The organism is Serratia ficaria, assembly GCF_900187015.1.
GTDB classification, from domain to species: Bacteria; Pseudomonadota; Gammaproteobacteria; order Enterobacterales; family Enterobacteriaceae; genus Serratia; species Serratia ficaria.
Genome location: NZ_LT906479.1, coordinates 2,068,911 through 2,085,864 on the forward strand (window position 1 = coordinate 2,068,911; position 16,954 = coordinate 2,085,864).

At 62.0% G+C, this 16,954-nt stretch carries 16 protein-coding genes and 2 tRNA genes; 12 read left to right on the plus strand and 6 right to left on the minus strand.

Going from position 1 to position 16,954, the window contains the following annotated elements; all coding sequences use genetic code 11:
• Positions 1–157: 157 nt before the first annotated feature.
• Positions 158–1,462, plus strand: coding sequence for an Nramp family divalent metal transporter (locus CKW09_RS09770; RefSeq protein WP_061798350.1), 1,305 nt, complete (start codon positions 158–160; stop codon positions 1,460–1,462).
• A gap of 37 nt (positions 1,463–1,499) precedes the next feature.
• Here the strand turns inward: CKW09_RS09770 and CKW09_RS09775 are convergent, their stop codons facing one another.
• Complete coding sequence (locus CKW09_RS09775) at positions 1,500–2,249, minus strand: SDR family oxidoreductase (RefSeq protein WP_095096986.1); 750 nt, start codon at positions 2,247–2,249, stop codon at positions 1,500–1,502.
• A 99-nt stretch (positions 2,250–2,348) separates the two neighbouring features.
• On the opposite strand from CKW09_RS09775, the gene CKW09_RS09780 reads away from it, so the two are divergent.
• Positions 2,349–2,726 carry a winged helix-turn-helix transcriptional regulator gene (locus tag CKW09_RS09780; protein ID WP_073970317.1) on the plus strand — a complete coding sequence of 126 codons (378 nt, stop codon included), beginning with the start codon at positions 2,349–2,351 and terminating at the stop codon, positions 2,724–2,726.
• Here the strand turns inward: CKW09_RS09780 and CKW09_RS09785 are convergent.
• The gene (locus tag CKW09_RS09785) at positions 2,723–3,628 is read right to left on the minus strand and encodes a transporter substrate-binding domain-containing protein (protein ID WP_061798353.1); all 906 of its coding nucleotides are present in this window, start codon (positions 3,626–3,628) and stop codon (positions 2,723–2,725) included. The genes CKW09_RS09780 and CKW09_RS09785 overlap by 4 nt on opposite strands.
• A 221-nt stretch (positions 3,629–3,849) precedes the next feature.
• Between CKW09_RS09785 and hinT the strand changes: the two genes are divergently transcribed.
• The 9 genes from hinT to CKW09_RS09830 all read left to right on the plus strand — a co-directional run bounded on the left by hinT (position 3,850) and on the right by CKW09_RS09830 (position 11,014).
• Entirely contained in the window at positions 3,850–4,200 is a 351-nt protein-coding gene (gene hinT / locus CKW09_RS09790; protein WP_061798384.1) for a purine nucleoside phosphoramidase, read from the plus strand.
• Between the two features lie 12 nt (positions 4,201–4,212).
• Positions 4,213–4,602 carry a YcfL family protein gene (locus CKW09_RS09795; RefSeq protein ID WP_061798354.1) on the plus strand — a complete coding sequence of 130 codons (390 nt, stop codon included), beginning with the start codon at positions 4,213–4,215 and terminating at the stop codon, positions 4,600–4,602.
• Positions 4,603–4,628: 26 nt separating this feature from the next.
• Positions 4,629–5,219 carry a penicillin-binding protein activator LpoB gene (gene lpoB / locus CKW09_RS09800; protein ID WP_061798355.1) on the plus strand — a complete coding sequence of 197 codons (591 nt, stop codon included), beginning with the start codon at positions 4,629–4,631 and terminating at the stop codon, positions 5,217–5,219.
• Positions 5,200–6,072: a phosphotransferase gene (locus tag CKW09_RS09805; protein ID WP_061798356.1), complete on the plus strand. Its 873-nt coding sequence runs from the start codon at positions 5,200–5,202 to the stop codon at positions 6,070–6,072. Before lpoB ends, CKW09_RS09805 begins: the two co-directional genes overlap by 20 nt.
• Positions 6,073–6,103: 31 nt before the next feature.
• On the plus strand, positions 6,104–7,123 hold the full coding sequence (gene nagZ, locus CKW09_RS09810; RefSeq protein ID WP_095096989.1) for a beta-N-acetylhexosaminidase: 1,020 nt from the start codon (positions 6,104–6,106) through the stop codon (positions 7,121–7,123).
• An 80-nt stretch (positions 7,124–7,203) separates the two neighbouring features.
• The gene (gene ycfP, locus CKW09_RS09815) at positions 7,204–7,746 is read left to right on the plus strand and encodes an alpha/beta hydrolase YcfP (RefSeq protein ID WP_095096992.1); all 543 of its coding nucleotides are present in this window, start codon (positions 7,204–7,206) and stop codon (positions 7,744–7,746) included.
• Between the two features lie 331 nt (positions 7,747–8,077).
• On the plus strand, positions 8,078–9,382 hold the full coding sequence (locus tag CKW09_RS09820; protein WP_095096995.1) for an NAD(P)/FAD-dependent oxidoreductase: 1,305 nt from the start codon (positions 8,078–8,080) through the stop codon (positions 9,380–9,382).
• Positions 9,383–9,731: 349 nt separating this feature from the next.
• Positions 9,732–10,268 (plus strand): glycine zipper 2TM domain-containing protein, encoded by a 537-nt coding sequence (locus CKW09_RS09825; RefSeq protein WP_167387242.1) that lies wholly within the window; start codon positions 9,732–9,734, stop codon positions 10,266–10,268.
• Between the two features lie 266 nt (positions 10,269–10,534).
• Entirely contained in the window at positions 10,535–11,014 is a 480-nt protein-coding gene (locus CKW09_RS09830; RefSeq protein WP_061798362.1) for an RrF2 family transcriptional regulator, read from the plus strand.
• Between the two features lie 69 nt (positions 11,015–11,083).
• On the opposite strand, the gene sdeB is transcribed toward CKW09_RS09830, so the two are convergent.
• Both sdeB and CKW09_RS09840 read right to left on the minus strand, forming a co-directional pair.
• Positions 11,084–14,227, minus strand: coding sequence for a multidrug efflux RND transporter permease subunit SdeB (gene sdeB, locus CKW09_RS09835; RefSeq protein ID WP_095096998.1), 3,144 nt, complete (start codon positions 14,225–14,227; stop codon positions 11,084–11,086).
• A gap of 24 nt (positions 14,228–14,251) precedes the next feature.
• Positions 14,252–15,439: an efflux RND transporter periplasmic adaptor subunit gene (locus tag CKW09_RS09840; RefSeq protein ID WP_061798365.1), complete on the minus strand. Its 1,188-nt coding sequence runs from the start codon at positions 15,437–15,439 to the stop codon at positions 14,252–14,254.
• Positions 15,440–15,735: 296 nt separating this feature from the next.
• Between CKW09_RS09840 and CKW09_RS09845 the strand changes: the two genes are divergently transcribed.
• On the plus strand, positions 15,736–16,095 hold the full coding sequence (locus tag CKW09_RS09845; protein ID WP_095097001.1) for a helix-turn-helix domain-containing protein: 360 nt from the start codon (positions 15,736–15,738) through the stop codon (positions 16,093–16,095).
• A 219-nt stretch (positions 16,096–16,314) separates the two neighbouring features.
• Here CKW09_RS09845 and CKW09_RS09850 read toward each other — a convergent pair.
• Together CKW09_RS09850 and CKW09_RS09855 are read right to left on the minus strand one after the other, a co-directional pair.
• A tRNA-Ser gene (locus CKW09_RS09850) sits at positions 16,315–16,404 on the minus strand.
• A 235-nt stretch (positions 16,405–16,639) separates the two neighbouring features.
• Positions 16,640–16,729, minus strand: a tRNA-Ser gene (locus tag CKW09_RS09855).
• Positions 16,730–16,954 lie beyond the last annotated feature (225 nt).

Below are 16,954 nucleotides of genomic sequence, written 5' to 3' on the forward strand. Positions count from 1 at the left end.
AAGAGCACACATTATCAATTCGATACCCCGCAATCTGGTATTTAGAAATATCTATACACAAAGCCATTTTATTTTGCCTGTTGCATAAAGTGTAGCCGATGCTACATTGCCTGTAGGGCAGGTGGAAAAATAACCAGTTAAAGATTGAGGGTAAATCATGCGAGATGCGGCGACCACCACATCGTTAACCGAACGAACCAACCTGGCCATCGGCGCAGCCCTTGCCGGGCGCAAGCGTGGCGCCTTCACGCCGCTGCTGTTCGCCGGGCCGGCGGTGATCGCCTCTATCGCGTATATGGACCCCGGCAACTTCGCCACCAATATTCAGGCCGGGGCGAAATACGGCTACAGCCTGCTGTGGGTGGTGGTGATGGCCAACCTGATCGCCATGCTGTTTCAGGCGCTGTCGGCCAAGCTCGGCATCGTCACCAACCGCAATCTGGCGGAGATGTGTCGCGACCAGTTTTCGCGGCCGGTGGTGATCGGCATGTGGCTGCTCAGCGAAGTGGCGGCGATGGCCACCGATCTGGCGGAGTTCCTCGGCGGGGCGATCGCGCTGGCGCTGCTGTTCCATATGCCGCTGCTGGCGGGGATGGGGGTGACGGCGGTGATCACCTATGCGCTGCTGATGGTGGAGAAGAAAGGCTTTCGCCCGGTTGAGCTGATGATCGGCGGGCTGGTGGGCATTATCGCCCTGTGCTACCTGGTCGAGATGTTCATCGTGCCGGTGGACTGGCAGGCGGCGGGGCTCGGCATGGTGACGCCGCAGCTGCCGGATGCGCAGGCGCTGACCATCGCGGTCGGCATCATCGGCGCCACCGTCATGCCGCACGCCATCTTCCTGCACTCCGGTCTGACCCAGCACCGCAGCCCGGCGAGCGACAACGGCGAGCGCCGCAAGCTGCTGCGTTTTTCCAATATCGAAGTGATCATCGCGCTGGCGATCGCCGGGATGGTCAACATCGCCATGGTGATCATGGCCTCCAGCGCCTTCCATGCCGGCAACAGCGACGTGGCCGAGATAGGCACCGCCTACCATACCCTGACGCCGCTGTTCGGCGTGGCGGCCGCCGGCATTTTCCTGGCGTCGTTGATCGCCTCCGGCATTTCCAGCTCGGTGGTGGGTACCATGGCCGGGCAGATGATCATGCAGGGCTTTGTCGGTTTCCGCATTCCGGTATGGGTGCGCCGTCTGGTGACCATGGTGCCGGCGTTTATCGTGGTGGCGATGGGGGTCAACGCCACCGACGCCCTGGTCTACAGCCAGGTGGTGCTGAGCCTGGCGCTGCCGGCGCCGATGATTGCGCTGGTGATGTTCACCCGCCGCCGCGACATCATGGGCGAGTTCGCCAACGGCCGATGGACCAGCCTGGCGGCCATCGTCGGCACCGTGGTCATCGTGTTGCTCAACATGGTGCTATTGCTGCAAACCTTCGGCGTGGCGATCCCCGGCCTGGCCTGATCCTCGGCAGGCCGCGCGCGGCCTCTGTCATCTGACGTTATAGATTCCCCACGCCGCCATCCATCTGCAGCTCGGCGCCGACCATAAAAGCCGACTCGTCCGAGGCCAAAAATACCGCCGCCTTGGCCAGCTCCAGCGTGGTGCCCATACGGCCAATCGGCACCAGCGCGTGGATCTGCTCGCGCAGCGCCCGTTCGTCGGTATCCGGCAGCCCCAGCTTGCCGAGCGCCGGGGTTTCGGTCGGGCCGGGGCTCAGGCCGTTGACCCGGATGCCGCGCGGATGCAGCTCACCGGACAGCGTTCTGGCCAGCGACAGCAGGCCGGCCTTGCTGGCGGCGTAAGCGCTGCTCTGCGGCAGGCCGATATGCGCGCTCACCGAGCCGCACAAAATAATCGAGGCCGGGTTGGCCAGCAGCGGCAGCAGCGCCTGGATCAGGAAAAACGGCCCTTTAAGGTTAATGTCCATCAGCCGCTGATAGCTCTGCTCGTCCCAATCCTGCAGCGAACGGTGCGTGACGTCGCCGGCGTTGATATACAGCGCGTCCAGCCGCGGCCACTGTGCGCTCAGCCGCTGCGCCAGACTATGCTGCCGGGGAATATCGCCGGCATCGCTGTGCAGCAGCAGCGCCGCCGGGCCCAGGGCTTTTCCGGCGGCCTCCAGCCCGCTCTGGCTGCGGCCGGTGATCGCCACCGTGGCGCCCTCGGCGATAAACTGGCGTGCGGTTTCCAGGCCGATGCCGCTGGTGCCGCCGGTGATCAATGCGTATTTGCCCTTCAGTCGTGACATAACCCTTTCCTCTTTGCTGTTGGTTACGCCATTATTTGCGCTATAGTTTCCTTTGCATAGTAGGCACCTTTTGGATACTAAAGAACGAGGAGGGATGAAATGACCACGGAAGCGCCGTTGCCGGCAAAAAATATTTTAGCGCGCTTGCCCACCGCGGGCAGACCCTGCCCGATGGTGGACTTCGTCAACCTGGTGTCGGGAAAATGGGCGATCCCCATCCTCTATCGGCTGATACTGATAGACGGCCCGGTACGCTTCAGCGAGCTGCAGCGCGCGGTGGCGCCGATCGCCCAAAAGGAGCTGACGCGCCAGCTGCGGCAGTTTGAACAGCGCGGCCTGGTGACGCGCCAGGTGTTTCCCGAGGTGCCGCCGCGGGTGGAATACCAGATAACCGCATTGGGCAAAACGCTGCGGCCGACGCTGGATTCGCTGGCCGAATGGATGCGCCGGAACGCGCCGCAGCTGATTGGCGATTAGTCGCCGATGCCGGGTGGATTGATGACCGAGCTTTCGACCTTCTCGTCGTGCTCGCCCCAGCGATCGAGCACGCTGGCGTATTCGCCGCTGACGATCACCCCGTTGATGGCGGCGTTGATGGCGTTCACCAGTCCGTTGCCTTTTTTGCTGGTCACCGCCACGTAGGCAACGCTGGGGCCGATGCCGACCATCTTGGTTTTGCCGGTCAGCGCCGCCTTGTAGGCGCCGGTGGAGTGGGGGCCGAAGTAGGCGTCGGCGCGGCCGGATTGAATGCTCAGGTTGGCGGCGGCGTCGTCGGTCACGTAGATCGGTTGCACCGCCGGCAGGCCGTTGGCGCGGTTCTGTTGGTCCCAGCCGAGCAGGATGTTTTCCTGATTGGTGCCGGATCCGACGATCACGCGCAGCCCGGCGACGTCCTGCGGCCGGTTGATCGCGGTGATTTTGCTGGTGGACTTCACGTAGAAGCCCAGCGTGTCCACCCGGTAGGTGGCGAAATCAAACCTGGTTTTGCGCAGCCTGGTGACGGCGATATTGAAGATGGCCGCATCGTATTTACCGGCGGTGATGCCCAGCGGCCAGTCCTCCCAGGAGGTGGGCACCAGATTCAGCTCGAGCCCCAGGCTGTCGGCCACCAGCCGCGCGATATCCGGATCGCTGCCGATCGGCGTTTTGTTGTCTTCGGCGAACAGCGCCAGCGGCGGGGAGTTCTCGGAAGCGACCGCCACGGTGAGTTTGCCCGGCACGGCAAAATGGTAATCCGCCGGGATCAGCGCGATGGCGGCGGGGTTTTTCGCCGCGCGCAGCGGCTGCCGGTTGGCCTGCAGATCGATAATGCCCGCAGGGGCCGCCAGGGCGCCGCCGCACAGCAGCAGCGCGCCCAACGCCAGGGTTCCGAGTTGCATAATGCTCTCTATCCTTTTGTTAATCATGGGATTAATATTGGCTGCGGCGGGGCGCAAGTAAAGCAACAATAGTGAATAACCAAAGTGAAAAAAGTCAGATGATCGGCGCCGGCTGCGCGAATCTGCATCACTCGACGCGGAAAGTGCGCAATCAGGTTGAAAGCAGTAGAATTTGTCACTCATACTGCGTACAGCTTATTGTGCAAAACAAGGAATGCCAGATGGCCGAAGAAACGATTTTCAGTAAAATTATCCGCCGCGAAATCCCTGCTGATGTGGTTTACCAGGACGAACTGGTCACCGCTTTCCGTGATATCTCTCCTCAGGCTCCAACCCATATTCTGATCGTGCCGAACGTGTTGATCCCGACCGTGAACGACGTCACCGTCGAGCACGAGGCGGCGCTGGGCCGCATGATCACCGCCGCGGCGAAAATCGCCGAGCAGGAAGGCGTCGCCGAAGACGGCTACCGCCTGATCCTCAACTGCAATCGCCATGCCGGCCAGGAGGTCTATCATATTCATATGCATCTGGTCGGCGGCCGTTCGCTGGGGCCGCTGCTGTCACGTTAACCGAGGAAAATCATGCGCTATAGCAAAACCCTGCGTTGTCTGATGGCGCTGACGTTACCCGCCGTGATACTGATGGGCTGCAGTTCGCCAGCCGGCATCGCGGTCAATCAGCGGCAGACGGTGGTGATGGACTCATCGGTGCTCACCGCGGGCATTTTGGCCGACACCCCGGCGATCGCTAACGCGTCCGGGCGGGTGATGGCCACCTCGGTGCTGAGCAACAGCCAAACGTCGCCGGTGACCCTGCATTACCGCTTCTACTGGTACGACGCGCAGGGGCTGGATATTCGGCCCTTCGAAAAGCCGCGCGAGATCGTCGTGGCGCCGGGCTCGGAGGCCAAAATCTATTCGATCAACGGTAATCTGGACGCCAAACGCGCGCGTCTGTATCTGTACTTGTAAGCGCTTGCCTGGCTTGGAGAGAAAGAATGAAAAAGTATTTATTCGTGGCGTTGGCCGCATTAACCCTGAGCGGCTGCCTGTCGCGCCCGCCCGCGCCGGATCAGCCGCAGCCGCCGGTTACCGTCGAGCCGGTGACGCCGCAGCCGCCGGTCGAACAGCCGCAGCCGCCAACCAGCGAACCGGTGCCGCAGCCGCCGAAAATCCAGCAGCTTGACTGGCTGGGCAGCGTGCAGCCGCTGGTGAACCAGATGCTCAAGGCCGATGGCGTATCCGCCGGCAGCGTGCTGCTGCTGGACAGCGTGAAAAACAACACCAACGGTTCGCTGCAAACGGCGAAGGCCACCTCGGCGTTGCACAAGGCGCTGGCGTCCAACTCCACCTTCAGCGTGGTGCCGGAAGCGCAGCTGGCGAGCGCCAAGCAGACGCTGGGCCTATCTTCCGATGACAGCCTAGGTTCGCGCAGCAAGGCTATCGGCCTGGCGCGCATCGTCAGCGCGCAGTACGTGCTGTACAGCGACGTCAGCGGCGATGTGAAGTCGCCGACGCTGGATATGCAGCTGATGCTGGTGCAAACCGGTGAAATCGTCTGGTCGGGCAATGGCGCCGTTAAACGCTGAGTCCGCGCTGCGACAATTGATGGATAACGGGCTGCCGGCGGTGAATACCGCCGGTTGTCGTTTCAGCCCGGTGCAGGGGTTGACCGGTGAAAGCTGGCGTATCGACGGCGGGGGCGTCACCCTGCTGGCGCGCCATCAAAGCGCGGAAAAAACCGCGCTGGGGGTCTGCCGTCGGCGCGAGGCCCGGCTGCTGCGCCGCTGCGGCGAAGGGCTGGGGCCGCGAGTTTTAGCGCAAAATAATCAATGGATTATCCTCGAATGGCTCATGGGTGACGCCGTCACAAATGACGCTTTCGCAGCGCTGAATCAACGCGGTGAACTGGCGGCGATGGCGGCGGCGCTGCATCGGCGGCCGCTCAGCGGCTACCCGGTGGATCTGCCGCGGCAGTTCGCCGCCTATTGGCAGCGAGTGGACCGGCGGCGCCTGACCCCGGCCTGGCTGCGCTGGCAGCGCCACTTCCTGCAGGCTGAGCCGCCCGCGCCGCTGCAGCTGGCGCCGCTGCATATGGACATCCACCCGGGCAACCTGATCGCCTCCGCCCAGGGGCTGCGGCTGATCGACTGGGAGTACGCCGCCGACGGCGACGTGGCGTTGGACATCGCCGCGCTGTTTCGCGGCAACGGCTGGTCCTTCGCACAGCAGCAGCTTTTTTTGCGGCATTATGCGCGGCGCGGCTACCCGGACGCGGGCCGGCTGCACGCCCAGGTGCGGCGTTGGCTGCCGTGGGTGGACTATCTGATGCTGATGTGGTTTGAAGTGCGTTGGCGCCAAAGCGGCGACGCCGAGTTTTTGCGCTGGGGCGCAGCCTTGCGCCGGCGTTTTTGTTTATCATCATCCCCATGTTCTGAATGAATAATGAAGTGAGGTGGCCGTGGGCCCAGTAATGTTAGATGTCGCCAGCTACGAGCTGGATGCCGAAGAACGTGAGATCTTGAAACACCCGCTGGTCGGCGGGCTGATCCTGTTCACCCGCAACTTCCACGATGCGCAGCAGCTGCGCGAGCTGGTGCGCCAGATCCGCGCGGCGTCGCACGATCGGCTGGTGGTGGCGGTGGATCAGGAAGGCGGGCGCGTGCAGCGTTTCCGCGAAGGCTTTACCCGCCTGCCGGCGGCGCAGTCGTTCGCCGCGTTGAACGATCCGCAGGAAGCCGGCCGTCTGGCGCAGGAAGCCGGCTGGCTGATGGCGGCGGAAATGATCGCGCAGGATATCGACATCAGCTTTGCGCCGGTGCTGGATATCGGCCACGGCAGCGCCGCGATCGGCGAGCGCTCGTTCCACAGCGATCCTCAGCAGGCGTTGGCGATGGCCGAGCGCTTTATTCAGGGGATGCACAGCGCCGGCATGAAAACCACCGGCAAACACTTCCCGGGCCACGGTGCGGTCAGCGCCGACTCGCATAAGGAAACCCCGCGCGATCCGCGCCCGCTGGCGCAGATCCGCGAGCATGACATGGCGATATTTCGCGAGCTGATCAACCGCGGCCTGCTGGACGCGGTGATGCCGGCGCACGTCATCTATACTGAAGCGGACCCCCGCCCGGCCAGCGGTTCGCCTTACTGGCTGCGGCAGATCCTGCGGCAGGAGCTGGGGTTCGACGGCGTTATTTTCTCCGACGATCTGTCGATGGAAGGGGCGGCGATCATGGGCAGCTATGCCGAGCGCGGCCAGGCGGCGCTGGATGCCGGTTGCGACATGATCCTGGTGTGCAATAACCGCGCCGGCGCGGTCAGCGTGCTGGATAACCTGTCCCCGGTCAAAGCAGAGAAGGTGAAGCGGTTATATCATCGCGGTCAGTTCACCCGCCAGGAACTGCGCGACTCCGAGCGCTGGCAGCAGGCGCACCAGGCGCTGAGCGCGCTCAGCGATCGCTGGGAAGAGGGCAAGTCGCATTCCCGGGGGTGAGTCCAGGACGCCGCGCTGCGGCGTAGAGCGGAAATGATGGGGGCTGCGCCCGCAGCCCTCAGCTTGTTGCGAGGATCCTCATGATTATCTATTTGCACGGCTTCGATTCCACCAGTCCCGGCAATCATGAAAAGGTGTTACAGCTGCAGTTCATCGATCCGGACGTGCGCTTTATCAGCTACAGCACCCTGCATCCGCGTCACGACATGCAGCATCTGTTGAAAGAGGTGGACAAGGCGGTGCAGCAGGGCGGAGACCCCCATCCGCTGATCTGCGGCGTCGGCCTCGGCGGTTTCTGGGCCGAGCGTATCGGCTTCCTGTGCGGCATCCGTCAGGCGATGTTCAATCCCAATCTGTATCCCGAAGAACTCATGCACGGCAAGATAGACCGGCCCGAAGAATATCGGGATATCGCCACCAAGTGCGTCGGGGACTTCCGCGAGAAAAACCGCGATCGCTGCCTGGTGGTGCTGTCGCGCCATGATGAGGTGCTGGACAGCCGGCGCAGCGCCGCACTGCTGCATCACTATTATGAAATCGTCTGGGATGAACAGCAGACCCACAAGTTCAAAAACATCTCGCCGCACCTGCAGCGCATCAAGGCGTTCAAGAGCCTGGGTTAACAGTTTCATAACGTCGTAACGGGCCGCGATTATTGCTTTTCGGCACAATAAGCCGCGGCTTTTATGCGCAACGGCGCCCGTTTTCGGCGAGCCCGCGGCGGAATTCAAAACTGTGACGCAGCGCTAACTATTTGATACGCAATCCTCAAAAAAGTCCCTCGTCCAGCCTTTAACCAAAAAAGTTTGATGCACGTCAATTTTGGTATGACCAAATAACCCCACATGCTATTCTGGCTGCAGACAGCAGGTTATTTTACGCGAACCCTATGTATTCTAAGGATATTATTTCTTTACCCTAGGATAACAATTGGTTCACATTTAGGGGGTTATTTTGACAACGCCAAAGAAGAAAATCGTCATTGTCGGCGGCGGCGCCGGCGGTTTGGAACTGGCGACCAGCCTGGGGCATAAGCTCGGTCGCAAGAACAAGGCCGAGGTCACGCTGGTGGACCGCAACCACAGCCACCTGTGGAAGCCGCTGCTGCATGAAGTCGCCACCGGGTCCCTCGATGACGGCGTGGACGCGCTCAGCTATTTGGCGCACGCCCGCAACCATCATTTCAGCTTCCAGCTGGGGTCGTTGACCGACATCAACCGCGAAACCCAAACGCTGCAGCTGGCGCAGATCTGCGACGAGCAGGGCGGCGAGCTGGTGCCCGCGCGCGAACTGTCTTACGACATTTTGGTTATGGCGTTGGGCAGCACCTCGAACGACTTCGGCACGCCGGGGGTGAAAGAACACTGCATCTTCCTGGATAACCCGCATCAGGCGCGTCGATTCCACAATGAAATGCTCAACCTGTTCCTGAAGTTCTCGGCTCAGCCGGGGCAGAAAGAGCGCGTCAACATCGCCATCGTCGGTGGCGGCGCCACCGGCGTGGAGCTGTCCGCAGAGCTGCATAACGCGGTGAAACAGCTGCACAGCTACGGTTTCGAAGGCCTGGACAACCGCGCGCTGAACGTGACGCTGGTTGAGGCCGGCGAGCGCATTCTGCCGGCGCTGCCGCCGCGCATCTCCGCCGCCGCGCACCAGGAACTGAACAAGCTCGGCGTGCGGGTGCTGACCAACACCATGGTCACCAGCGCCGACGCCAACGGCCTGAACACCAAGGGCGGCGAGTTTATCGATGCCGATCTGATGGTGTGGGCGGCCGGCATCAAGGCGCCGGACTTTATGAAGGACATCGGCGGGCTGGAAACCAACCGCATCAACCAGCTGGTGGTTGAGCCGACGCTGCAAACCACGCGCGATCCGAACATCTTCGCGATTGGCGACTGCGCTTCCTGCCCGAAAGAGGGCGGCGGTTTTGTGCCGCCGCGCGCCCAGTCGGCGCACCAGATGGCATCGCGCTGCTTCACCAACATTCTGGCGCTGCTCAACGGCCAGACGCTGAAGCCCTACGTTTACAAGGACCACGGCTCGCTGGTGTCGCTTTCCCGCTTCAGCACCGTCGGCAGCCTGATGGGCAACCTGATGCGCGGTTCGATGATGGTGGAAGGCCGCATTGCGCGCTTCGTCTACATCTCGCTGTACCGCATGCACCAGGTGGCGCTGCACGGTTACATCAAAACCGGCCTGATGATGCTGGTGGGCGGCATTAACCGGGTGATCCGCCCGCGTTTGAAAATGCACTGAACACCCCGCGCCGAACCCCGCCCGCGCCGGCTCGCCCGCGCGGGTTTTTTTATCCCCCGATGCTGCGGGCGCGGTATCGGCCAGAATATCCTGTTGCCGAAATAGGCAAAATTCTTAAGATTTCTCCTAAACAGCGGCGAAACGCCGGATTTCCAGCATTTTTGGTCCCTTTGTCTTATTGCGGGCTTTCAGAACATTGTGCAGACTTTACCTCGTTTACAGACGGCGCGTCGCGCACGCCGTAAACCGGGATACCACGTGCCGCCCATGCGCAAAATAATAAGCGCGGTGCAATGTTGGTAGCGTCTCCCGGGATAAAATGCGTGGTAACACTTTCAGGAGGTTTCCTGTGAACAAGTCAATGTTAGCCGGTGTTGGCATCGGCATCGCTGCCGCTCTGGGGATTGCCGCGGTAGCCAGCCTGGACGTTTTTTCTTCCGGTCCGCAATTCGCGCAGGTTCTCGCCGCAACGCCGATTAAAGAAACCATCAAAACCCCGCGTCAGGAATGCCGCAACGTCACCGTGACCCACCGTGCGCCGGTGCAGGATGAAAACCGCATCGCCGGTTCCGTGCTGGGTGCGGTAGCCGGCGGCGTGATTGGCCACCAGTTCGGCGGCGGCCGCGGCCGTGACGTCGCCACCGTCGTGGGCGCGCTGGGCGGCGGCTATGCCGGCAACCAGGTGCAGGGCGCGATGCAGAACAACGACGTACGCACCAGCACGCAGCAGCGTTGCAGAACGGTCTACGACAAATCGCAGAAAATGCTGGGTTATGACGTGACCTATAAAATCGGCAATCAGCAGGGCAAGATCCGCATGGATCACGATCCCGGCACCCAGATCCCGCTGGACAAGAGCGGCCAACTGGTGCTGAACAAAGCCTGATTGCAGGGGCAAGAATTAAACCCGCGGATAGTGTTAGTTCTGATCGTTTAACCCGGTTAAGCGAGCGGCGTTAACATTGACGCGGGTTTCTGCTTTCTGTCTCCCGCCGCGCGGCGGTTTCAAGCCTAATGTATGCGTGCGATTTCACCGGGCATAACTTCAAAAATGCCGCCGCGTTTGTTATATTATTGTGCAATTGAGCGCGATGTTGTATAGCGCTGAGCCGTACCGGCAAACCGAGAATTTCGTCTCCCAGAGATAACGATATGTTAGATTTCCGCTTTCCGACAGCGTTGCAAATGGTCCTTAGCGTCGCCGTAGCTGAGAAGCAGGGCGTGCGTTCAACCAGCGCGATCCTTGCAGCCGGTCTGGAAGCCAACCCCAGCTTTATCCGCAAACTGATGGTGCCGCTGACCAAAGACGGCATTATCGTCTCCACCCTGGGCCGTAACGGCTCGATTCACCTCGGCCGCCCGGCGGAACAGATCACCCTGCGGGATATTTATCTGGCGGTGATCGACGATAAACGCATCTGGGCTGCGCGCCCTGAAGTGCCCGCCCGCTGCCTGGTGAGCGCCAACGCCTGCTGGTATTTCAAATCGGTGGTGAACGAAGCGGAGCAGGCGTCGCTCGCCGTGCTGGCGCGCCATACCGTGGCCGATTCGCTGGCCGAGCTGGAGCGGGGCGACAAGCGCGCCTGTGCGGAATACGCCGCGGCGCAAGAGGCTGAGGCCGCCGGCAAATAATTCGCCAGCCGGTACGCAAATAAAAAAGGTCGGGTTTTCACCCGACCTTTTTGCATTTGCTGCAGGCGATTACGCCGGCTGTTGCTGCGCCTTGCCCGCCACCATGCGCCGCAGCGTGACGTAGAACACCGGCGTCAGGAACAACCCGAACAGCGTGACGCCCAGCATGCCGGCGAACACGGTGATGCCGGTGACGCCGCGCACTTCGGCGCCGGCGCCGTGCCCCAGGATCAGCGGGATGGTGCCGGCGATAAAGGCGATCGAGGTCATCACGATCGGGCGTAAACGCAGGCGACAGGCTTCCAGCGCCGCCTCGACGATGCCCTTGCCCTGGATTTCCAGCTCGCGGGCGAACTCGACGATCAGAATGGCGTTCTTGCAGGCCAGCCCCATCAATACCACCAGCCCGACCTGCACGAACACGTTGTTGTCGCCGCCGGTCAGCCACACGCCGAACAGCGCCGACAGCATGGTCATCGGTACGATCAGGATCACCGCCAGCGGCAGCGTCCAGCTTTCATACAGCGCCGCCAGCGCCAGGAACGCCAGCAGCACCGCCACCGGGAACACCACCAGCGCCGCATTGCCCTGGGTCGACTGCTGATAGCTCAGATCGGTCCACTGAATGTTCATGCCGTTCGGCAGCAGCTTGCCGGCCATTTGGGTCAGCGCGCTCATCGCCTGGGTAGAGGACAGCACGCGCGGATCCGCGTCGCCGATCAGGTCCGCCGCCGGGAAGCCGTTGTAGCGGATCACCGGGTCCGGGCCATAGGTGGTGCCGATGCTGACCATGCTGCCGATCGGCACCATTTCGCCTTTGTCGTTACGGGTGCGCAGGTTGGCGATGTCCTCGACGCTGTCGCGGAACTGGCCGTCGGCCTGCGCCATCACCTTCCAGGTGCGGCCATAGCGGTTGAAGTCGTTGATGTAAGACGAGCCCAGATAGGTCTGCAGCGTGCTGAACAGCGCGTTGAGCGGCACCCCCTGCGCCTTGGCCTTGTCACGGTCAATCTTCGCATCCAGCTGCGGCACGTTAGCCTGATAAGACGAGATCGGGAAGCCCATGCCCGGCGTTTGCATAATGGCGCCCGACATGGTGTTGATCGCCGTTTGCAGCGCGCCATAGCCCAGGCCGGCGCGGTCCTGCACGTACAGCGAGTAGCCGGAGCCCTGGCCGATGCCGAGGATCGGCGGCGGCATGATCGAAAAGGCGAAGCCTTCCTGAATCTGCGAGATGCGCGCGTTGATTTCGGCGTTGATCTGCGCCGCGCTGCGGGTGCGGGTGCTCAGCGACTCGAGCGCGAAGAACACCGTGCCGGTATTCGGCGTATTGGTGAACTGCAGCGCGTTCAGGCCGGGGAAGGCCACCGCGTCCGTCACTCCGTCGACGCTCAGGCCGATGGCGCTCATCTTGCGGATCACCGCGTCGGTGCGCTCCAGCGACGCGCCTTCCGGCATCTTGACGCCGCCGATCAGGTACAGCTTATCCTGGGTGGGGATAAAGCCGCCCGGCACGGTTTTGAACATCAGGCCGGCGGCGCACAGCAGCAGCAGGTACACCGCGAACACCGCGCCGCGCCGGCCCAGCACGCGGGATACCCCGCGCTGATAGCGCTGCGAGCCGCTGGCGAAGAAGCGGTTGAACGGCCGGAACAGCCAACCGAACAGCCGGTCAATCAGCCGCGATGGCAAGTCTTTCGGCGTGCCGTGCGGTTTCAGCAAGCGCGCCGCCAGCGCCGGCGACAGGGTCAGCGAGTTGATGGCGGAGATCACCGTCGAAATGGCGATGGTGACGGCGAACTGCTTGTAAAACTGACCGGTGACGCCGGACAGAAACGCCATCGGCACGAACACCGCGCACAGCACCACGGCGATGGCGATGATCGGCCCGGAGACCTCGCGCATCGCCTGATGCGCCGCCGCCAGCGGCGTCAGCCCCTCTTCGATATTGCGCTCGACGTTTTCCACCACCACGATGGCGTCGTCCACCACGATACCGATAGCCAGCACCAACCCGAACAGGCTCAGCGTATTGAGCGAGAAGCCCAGCAGGTACAGCGCGGCGAAGGTGCCGACGATCGAAATAGGCACCGCCAGCAGCGGAATGATCGAGGCGCGCCAGGTTTGCAGGAACAGGATGACCACCAGCACCACCAGGATCACCGCTTCGAGCAGGGTATCCACCACCGCGCGGATCGAGTCGCGCACGAATACCGTCGGGTCATACGGCGACTTCCAGCTCATGCCGTCGGGGAAACGGGTGGCCAGTTCGGCCATTTTGCCGCGCACCGCGTCCGACAGCTCGATGGCGTTGGCGCCCGGCGCCTGGAAGATACCGATGCCCACCGCATCCTTGTTGTTGAGCTGGGCGCGCAGCGCATAGCTGCCGGAACCCATCTCGATGCGCGCCACGTCGCGCAGCCGCACGATCTCGCCGTTGTCGCCGCTCTTGAGGATAATATTGCCGAACTCTTCCTCGGTCTGCAGCCGGCCCTGCGCGTTGATCGACAGCAGGTAGTCGCTGCGGGTCGGCATCGGCTCCGCGCCCAGCTGACCGGCGGAGACCTGCACGTTCTGTTCCTGCATGGCGCTGACCACGTCGGAAGCGGTCAGCCCGCGCGAGGCGACCTTGTTCGGATCCAGCCAGATGCGCATCGCATATTCGCCGGCGCCGAAGATCTGCACCTGGCCGACGCCGGGCAGCCGGGCCAGCTCATCCTTGACCTTCAGGGTGGCGTAGTTGCGCAGATACAGCGAATCGTACTTGCCGGAAGGCGACACCAGATGCACCACCAGCGTCAACGCCGGAGACTGCTTCTGGGTGGTGATGCCCTGGCGACGCACGTCTTCCGGCAGCCGCGCTTCGGCCTGCGCCACGCGGTTTTGCACCTGCACCTGGGCCTGATCGGGATCTGTGCCGGGGCGGAAGGTCACGGTGGTCACCAGCACGCCGTCGGAGCCGGCCACCGATTTCATGTACATCATGTTTTCGACGCCGTTGATCGCTTCCTCCAGCGGCGTGGCCACCGTTTCAGCGATCTCTTTCGGGTTGGCGCCCGGGTATTCGGCGCGCACCTGCACGCTGGGCGGCACCACGTCCGGATACTCGCTGATCGGCAGCAGCGGGATGGCGATCACCCCGCCGACAAAAATCAGAATCGACAGCACCGCTGCGAAGATCGGGCGGTCGATGAAAAAACGGGAAAAGTCCATGGGTCAGGATTCTCTGCTGGAGGCTTAGTTGAGTGCGGGGGTATTGGCGGCCATGGCGACGGTTTTCGCATCGACCGGCATGCCCGGCATGAACACCTTCTGCATGCCGTCGACGATCACCCGATCGCCCGCAGACAGGCCTTTTTGCACGATGCGCAGCCCCTCGGCCACGCGGCCCACTTCGATATCGCGGCGCTGCGCCTTGCCGTCTTTATCGACGACGTAGACGAACTTGCGATCCTGGTCGGTCATCACCGACTTGTCGTCGATCAGCATGGCGTTGAATTCGGCGCTGCCGGGCATCTGCACCCGGGCGAATAACCCCGGCGTGAAGCGGCGCTCGCGGTTGTCGAGCAGGGCGCGCATGCGGATGGTGCCGGTGCCGGCGTTCAGCTGGTTGTCGGTGAAATCCACCAGCCCCTGATGCGGCGTGCCTTCTTCGCCCACCAGCCCAACCCTGACCGGCAGCTGCGCGCCGCGTTGGCCCTGGCTTTGGTAGCGCAGGAAGGTCGCCTCATCCACGTCGAAATAGACATACACCTTGTCGAGCGACACCAGCGTGGTGAGCACGCTGGCGCTGTCGCCGGCGGTGACCAGGTTGCCGGCGGTGATCATCGCGCGGCTGGCGCGTCCGTCGATCGGCGCGGTCACCCGGGTGAAGTCCAGATTCAGCTGCGCCATATCGAGCTGGGCCTGCGCCGCCAGCACGTTGCTTTGCGCCTGGGCGGCGGAGGAGCGCCGCTGTTCCCAGACTTCCCTGGAGATCGCCTGCGTGCCGATCAGTTTTTCGGTGCGCGAAGATTCGCTGCGCGCCAATGCGGCCTGATTGCGCGCCCGCACCAGCTCCGCCTGCGCCTGCTCGCGCGCGGCGCGGTAGGTGCGATCGTCGATGGTGAACAGCACCTGACCTTTTTTCACCTCGTCGCCTTCGGTGTAGTTGACCCGATCGATATAGCCGGACACTCGCGGCCGCAGCTGCACGCTCTGCACCGCTTCGATCCGGCCGTTGAAGGCATCCCACTGGCTGATGGGTTTGATCACCACATTGGCGGCGCTGACCGCCGGCGGCGGCGGGGCGGCGTTCTGGGCGACGCCGTTGTCGCACCCGGCGAGCAGCGCGACCAGCAGCGCCACCCCGGAAAGGCGCTGGCCGATGGCGGCGCCGTGCAGGCGGCCGCTGACGTTGAACAATGAGTTTGGCTGGCTTGGCATTATTTTTATTTCCGATAAGTAAGCGCGGTCAGGCCATACACCCGGCCCTGTAATCCGGGTAACGTCCCTGGCCTGCGACCGGCGGCGGAGCTGCGGCGTCGTTCATCGACACCGCGTTAAGTTTTGAAACACATTGTTGTCACATTAATGTATCAATATCGGTTACATTAATCGGGTGGATTATAGGAGTGGGTTTCCTATAAATGCAATAATAAAAATTGCATTTAGTGCAAAACTGCTGCAACGTATTGGCATCGGGCAGCGGGCATACCTGCCAGCATGATGGGAGCGTCAGCATGAACAATACGGGCTTTATTACTGATTTGATCGCGTGGATTGACAACAATCTGGAAGAGAAGCTGGATATCAACACCGTGGCGGATCGCGCGGGTTACTCCAAGTGGCACCTGCAGCGCATGTTCAAGCGCCAGACCGGCTACGCGTTGGGGGAGTACATTCGCATGCAGAAGCTGAAGGTTTCTGCCGAGCGGTTGGCCAACAGCGGCGAGCCTATCGTCAGCGTGGCGATCTCATTGGGTTTTGATTCGCAGCAGTCGTTCAATCGCAGCTTCAAACGCCAGTTCGGCCAAACGCCGGGCGACTGGCGCCGCGCGCTGACGCAGCCGCAGGCGGCGCTGGGGCGAACCCACCACTGAGCGGTGGGGGGCCAGACAACGAGAAAGCCTGAGTTTTCGCTCAGGCTTTCTCTTTAGAATATGGCGGTGAGGGAGGGCTCGATTCGCTGCGCTCACCCTGCGGGCCGCCTTCGGCGGTCCAAAACGCAATGCGTTTTGTCGAACCCTTCACCCCTCCCGGCCAATGCGCCATGCATAAAAAAAAGCCTGGACGCGAATCCAGGCTTTCTCTTTAGAATATGGCGGTGAGGGAGGGGTTCGAACCCTCGATACACTTTCGCGTATACACACTTTCCAGGCGTGCTCCTTCAGCCACTCAGACACCTCACCGTATTTTTCGTTGCGAACTCATCGCTGCAACGGGGCGCTACTATAGGGAGTGAGGGCGAACCGGTCAAGCAGAATTTCTGCGTTTCGGCGCGTCTGCTCACGCGGTGTTCAGATTGTTGGAAACTGCGGCGAACCGCGGGCCGGTAAGGCGCGGCGGGGACGCTAAACCGGGCGTTAGCCCGGTTGCAGACAGCAAAAAAGCCTGGACGCGAATCCAGGCTTTCTCTTCAGAATATGGCGGTGAGAGAGGGGTTCGAACCCTCGATACACTTTCGCGTATACACACTTTCCAGGCGTGCTCCTTCAGCCACTCAGACACCTCACCGTTTTGTCGCCGATAACGCTTTGCGCTGTCGACGGGCGCTAATGTAGGAGAATCTGATCCCAGCGTCAACCCCCTTATGACATTCACATGACCGTTTAGCCAAAGTTACAGCAATTTGCTGATTTACCGAGCGATAGGCGGCTGTTTTTCGCCCCTCGCTGCGGGAACCGTGCGGTAAAATATCATTTCAGATTAATATTTGACCTTTGCTCTTGTTGTTAGCTC

Excerpts from the sequence above, each read along its gene's own strand:
- CKW09_RS09775 (WP_095096986.1), bottom strand. The coding sequence starts at position 2,249 with ATGTCACGACTGAAGGGCAAATACGCATTGATCACCGGCGGCACCAGC.
- sdeB (WP_095096998.1), bottom strand. The coding sequence starts at position 14,227 with ATGGACTTTTCCCGTTTTTTCATCGACCGCCCGATCTTCGCAGCGGTG.
- CKW09_RS09845 (WP_095097001.1), top strand. The coding sequence starts at position 15,736 with ATGAACAATACGGGCTTTATTACTGATTTGATCGCGTGGATTGACAAC.
- CKW09_RS09785 (WP_061798353.1), bottom strand. The coding sequence starts at position 3,628 with ATGCAACTCGGAACCCTGGCGTTGGGCGCGCTGCTGCTGTGCGGCGGC.
- CKW09_RS09780 (WP_073970317.1), top strand. The coding sequence starts at position 2,349 with ATGACCACGGAAGCGCCGTTGCCGGCAAAAAATATTTTAGCGCGCTTG.
- hinT (WP_061798384.1), top strand. The coding sequence starts at position 3,850 with ATGGCCGAAGAAACGATTTTCAGTAAAATTATCCGCCGCGAAATCCCT.
- CKW09_RS09770 (WP_061798350.1), top strand. The coding sequence starts at position 158 with ATGCGAGATGCGGCGACCACCACATCGTTAACCGAACGAACCAACCTG.
- CKW09_RS09830 (WP_061798362.1), top strand. The coding sequence starts at position 10,535 with ATGTTAGATTTCCGCTTTCCGACAGCGTTGCAAATGGTCCTTAGCGTC.
- nagZ (WP_095096989.1), top strand. The coding sequence starts at position 6,104 with ATGTTAGATGTCGCCAGCTACGAGCTGGATGCCGAAGAACGTGAGATC.
- CKW09_RS09805 (WP_061798356.1), top strand. The coding sequence starts at position 5,200 with ATGGCGCCGTTAAACGCTGAGTCCGCGCTGCGACAATTGATGGATAAC.
- CKW09_RS09840 (WP_061798365.1), bottom strand. The coding sequence starts at position 15,439 with ATGCCAAGCCAGCCAAACTCATTGTTCAACGTCAGCGGCCGCCTGCAC.
- ycfP (WP_095096992.1), top strand. The coding sequence starts at position 7,204 with ATGATTATCTATTTGCACGGCTTCGATTCCACCAGTCCCGGCAATCAT.
- lpoB (WP_061798355.1), top strand. The coding sequence starts at position 4,629 with ATGAAAAAGTATTTATTCGTGGCGTTGGCCGCATTAACCCTGAGCGGC.
- CKW09_RS09795 (WP_061798354.1), top strand. The coding sequence starts at position 4,213 with ATGCGCTATAGCAAAACCCTGCGTTGTCTGATGGCGCTGACGTTACCC.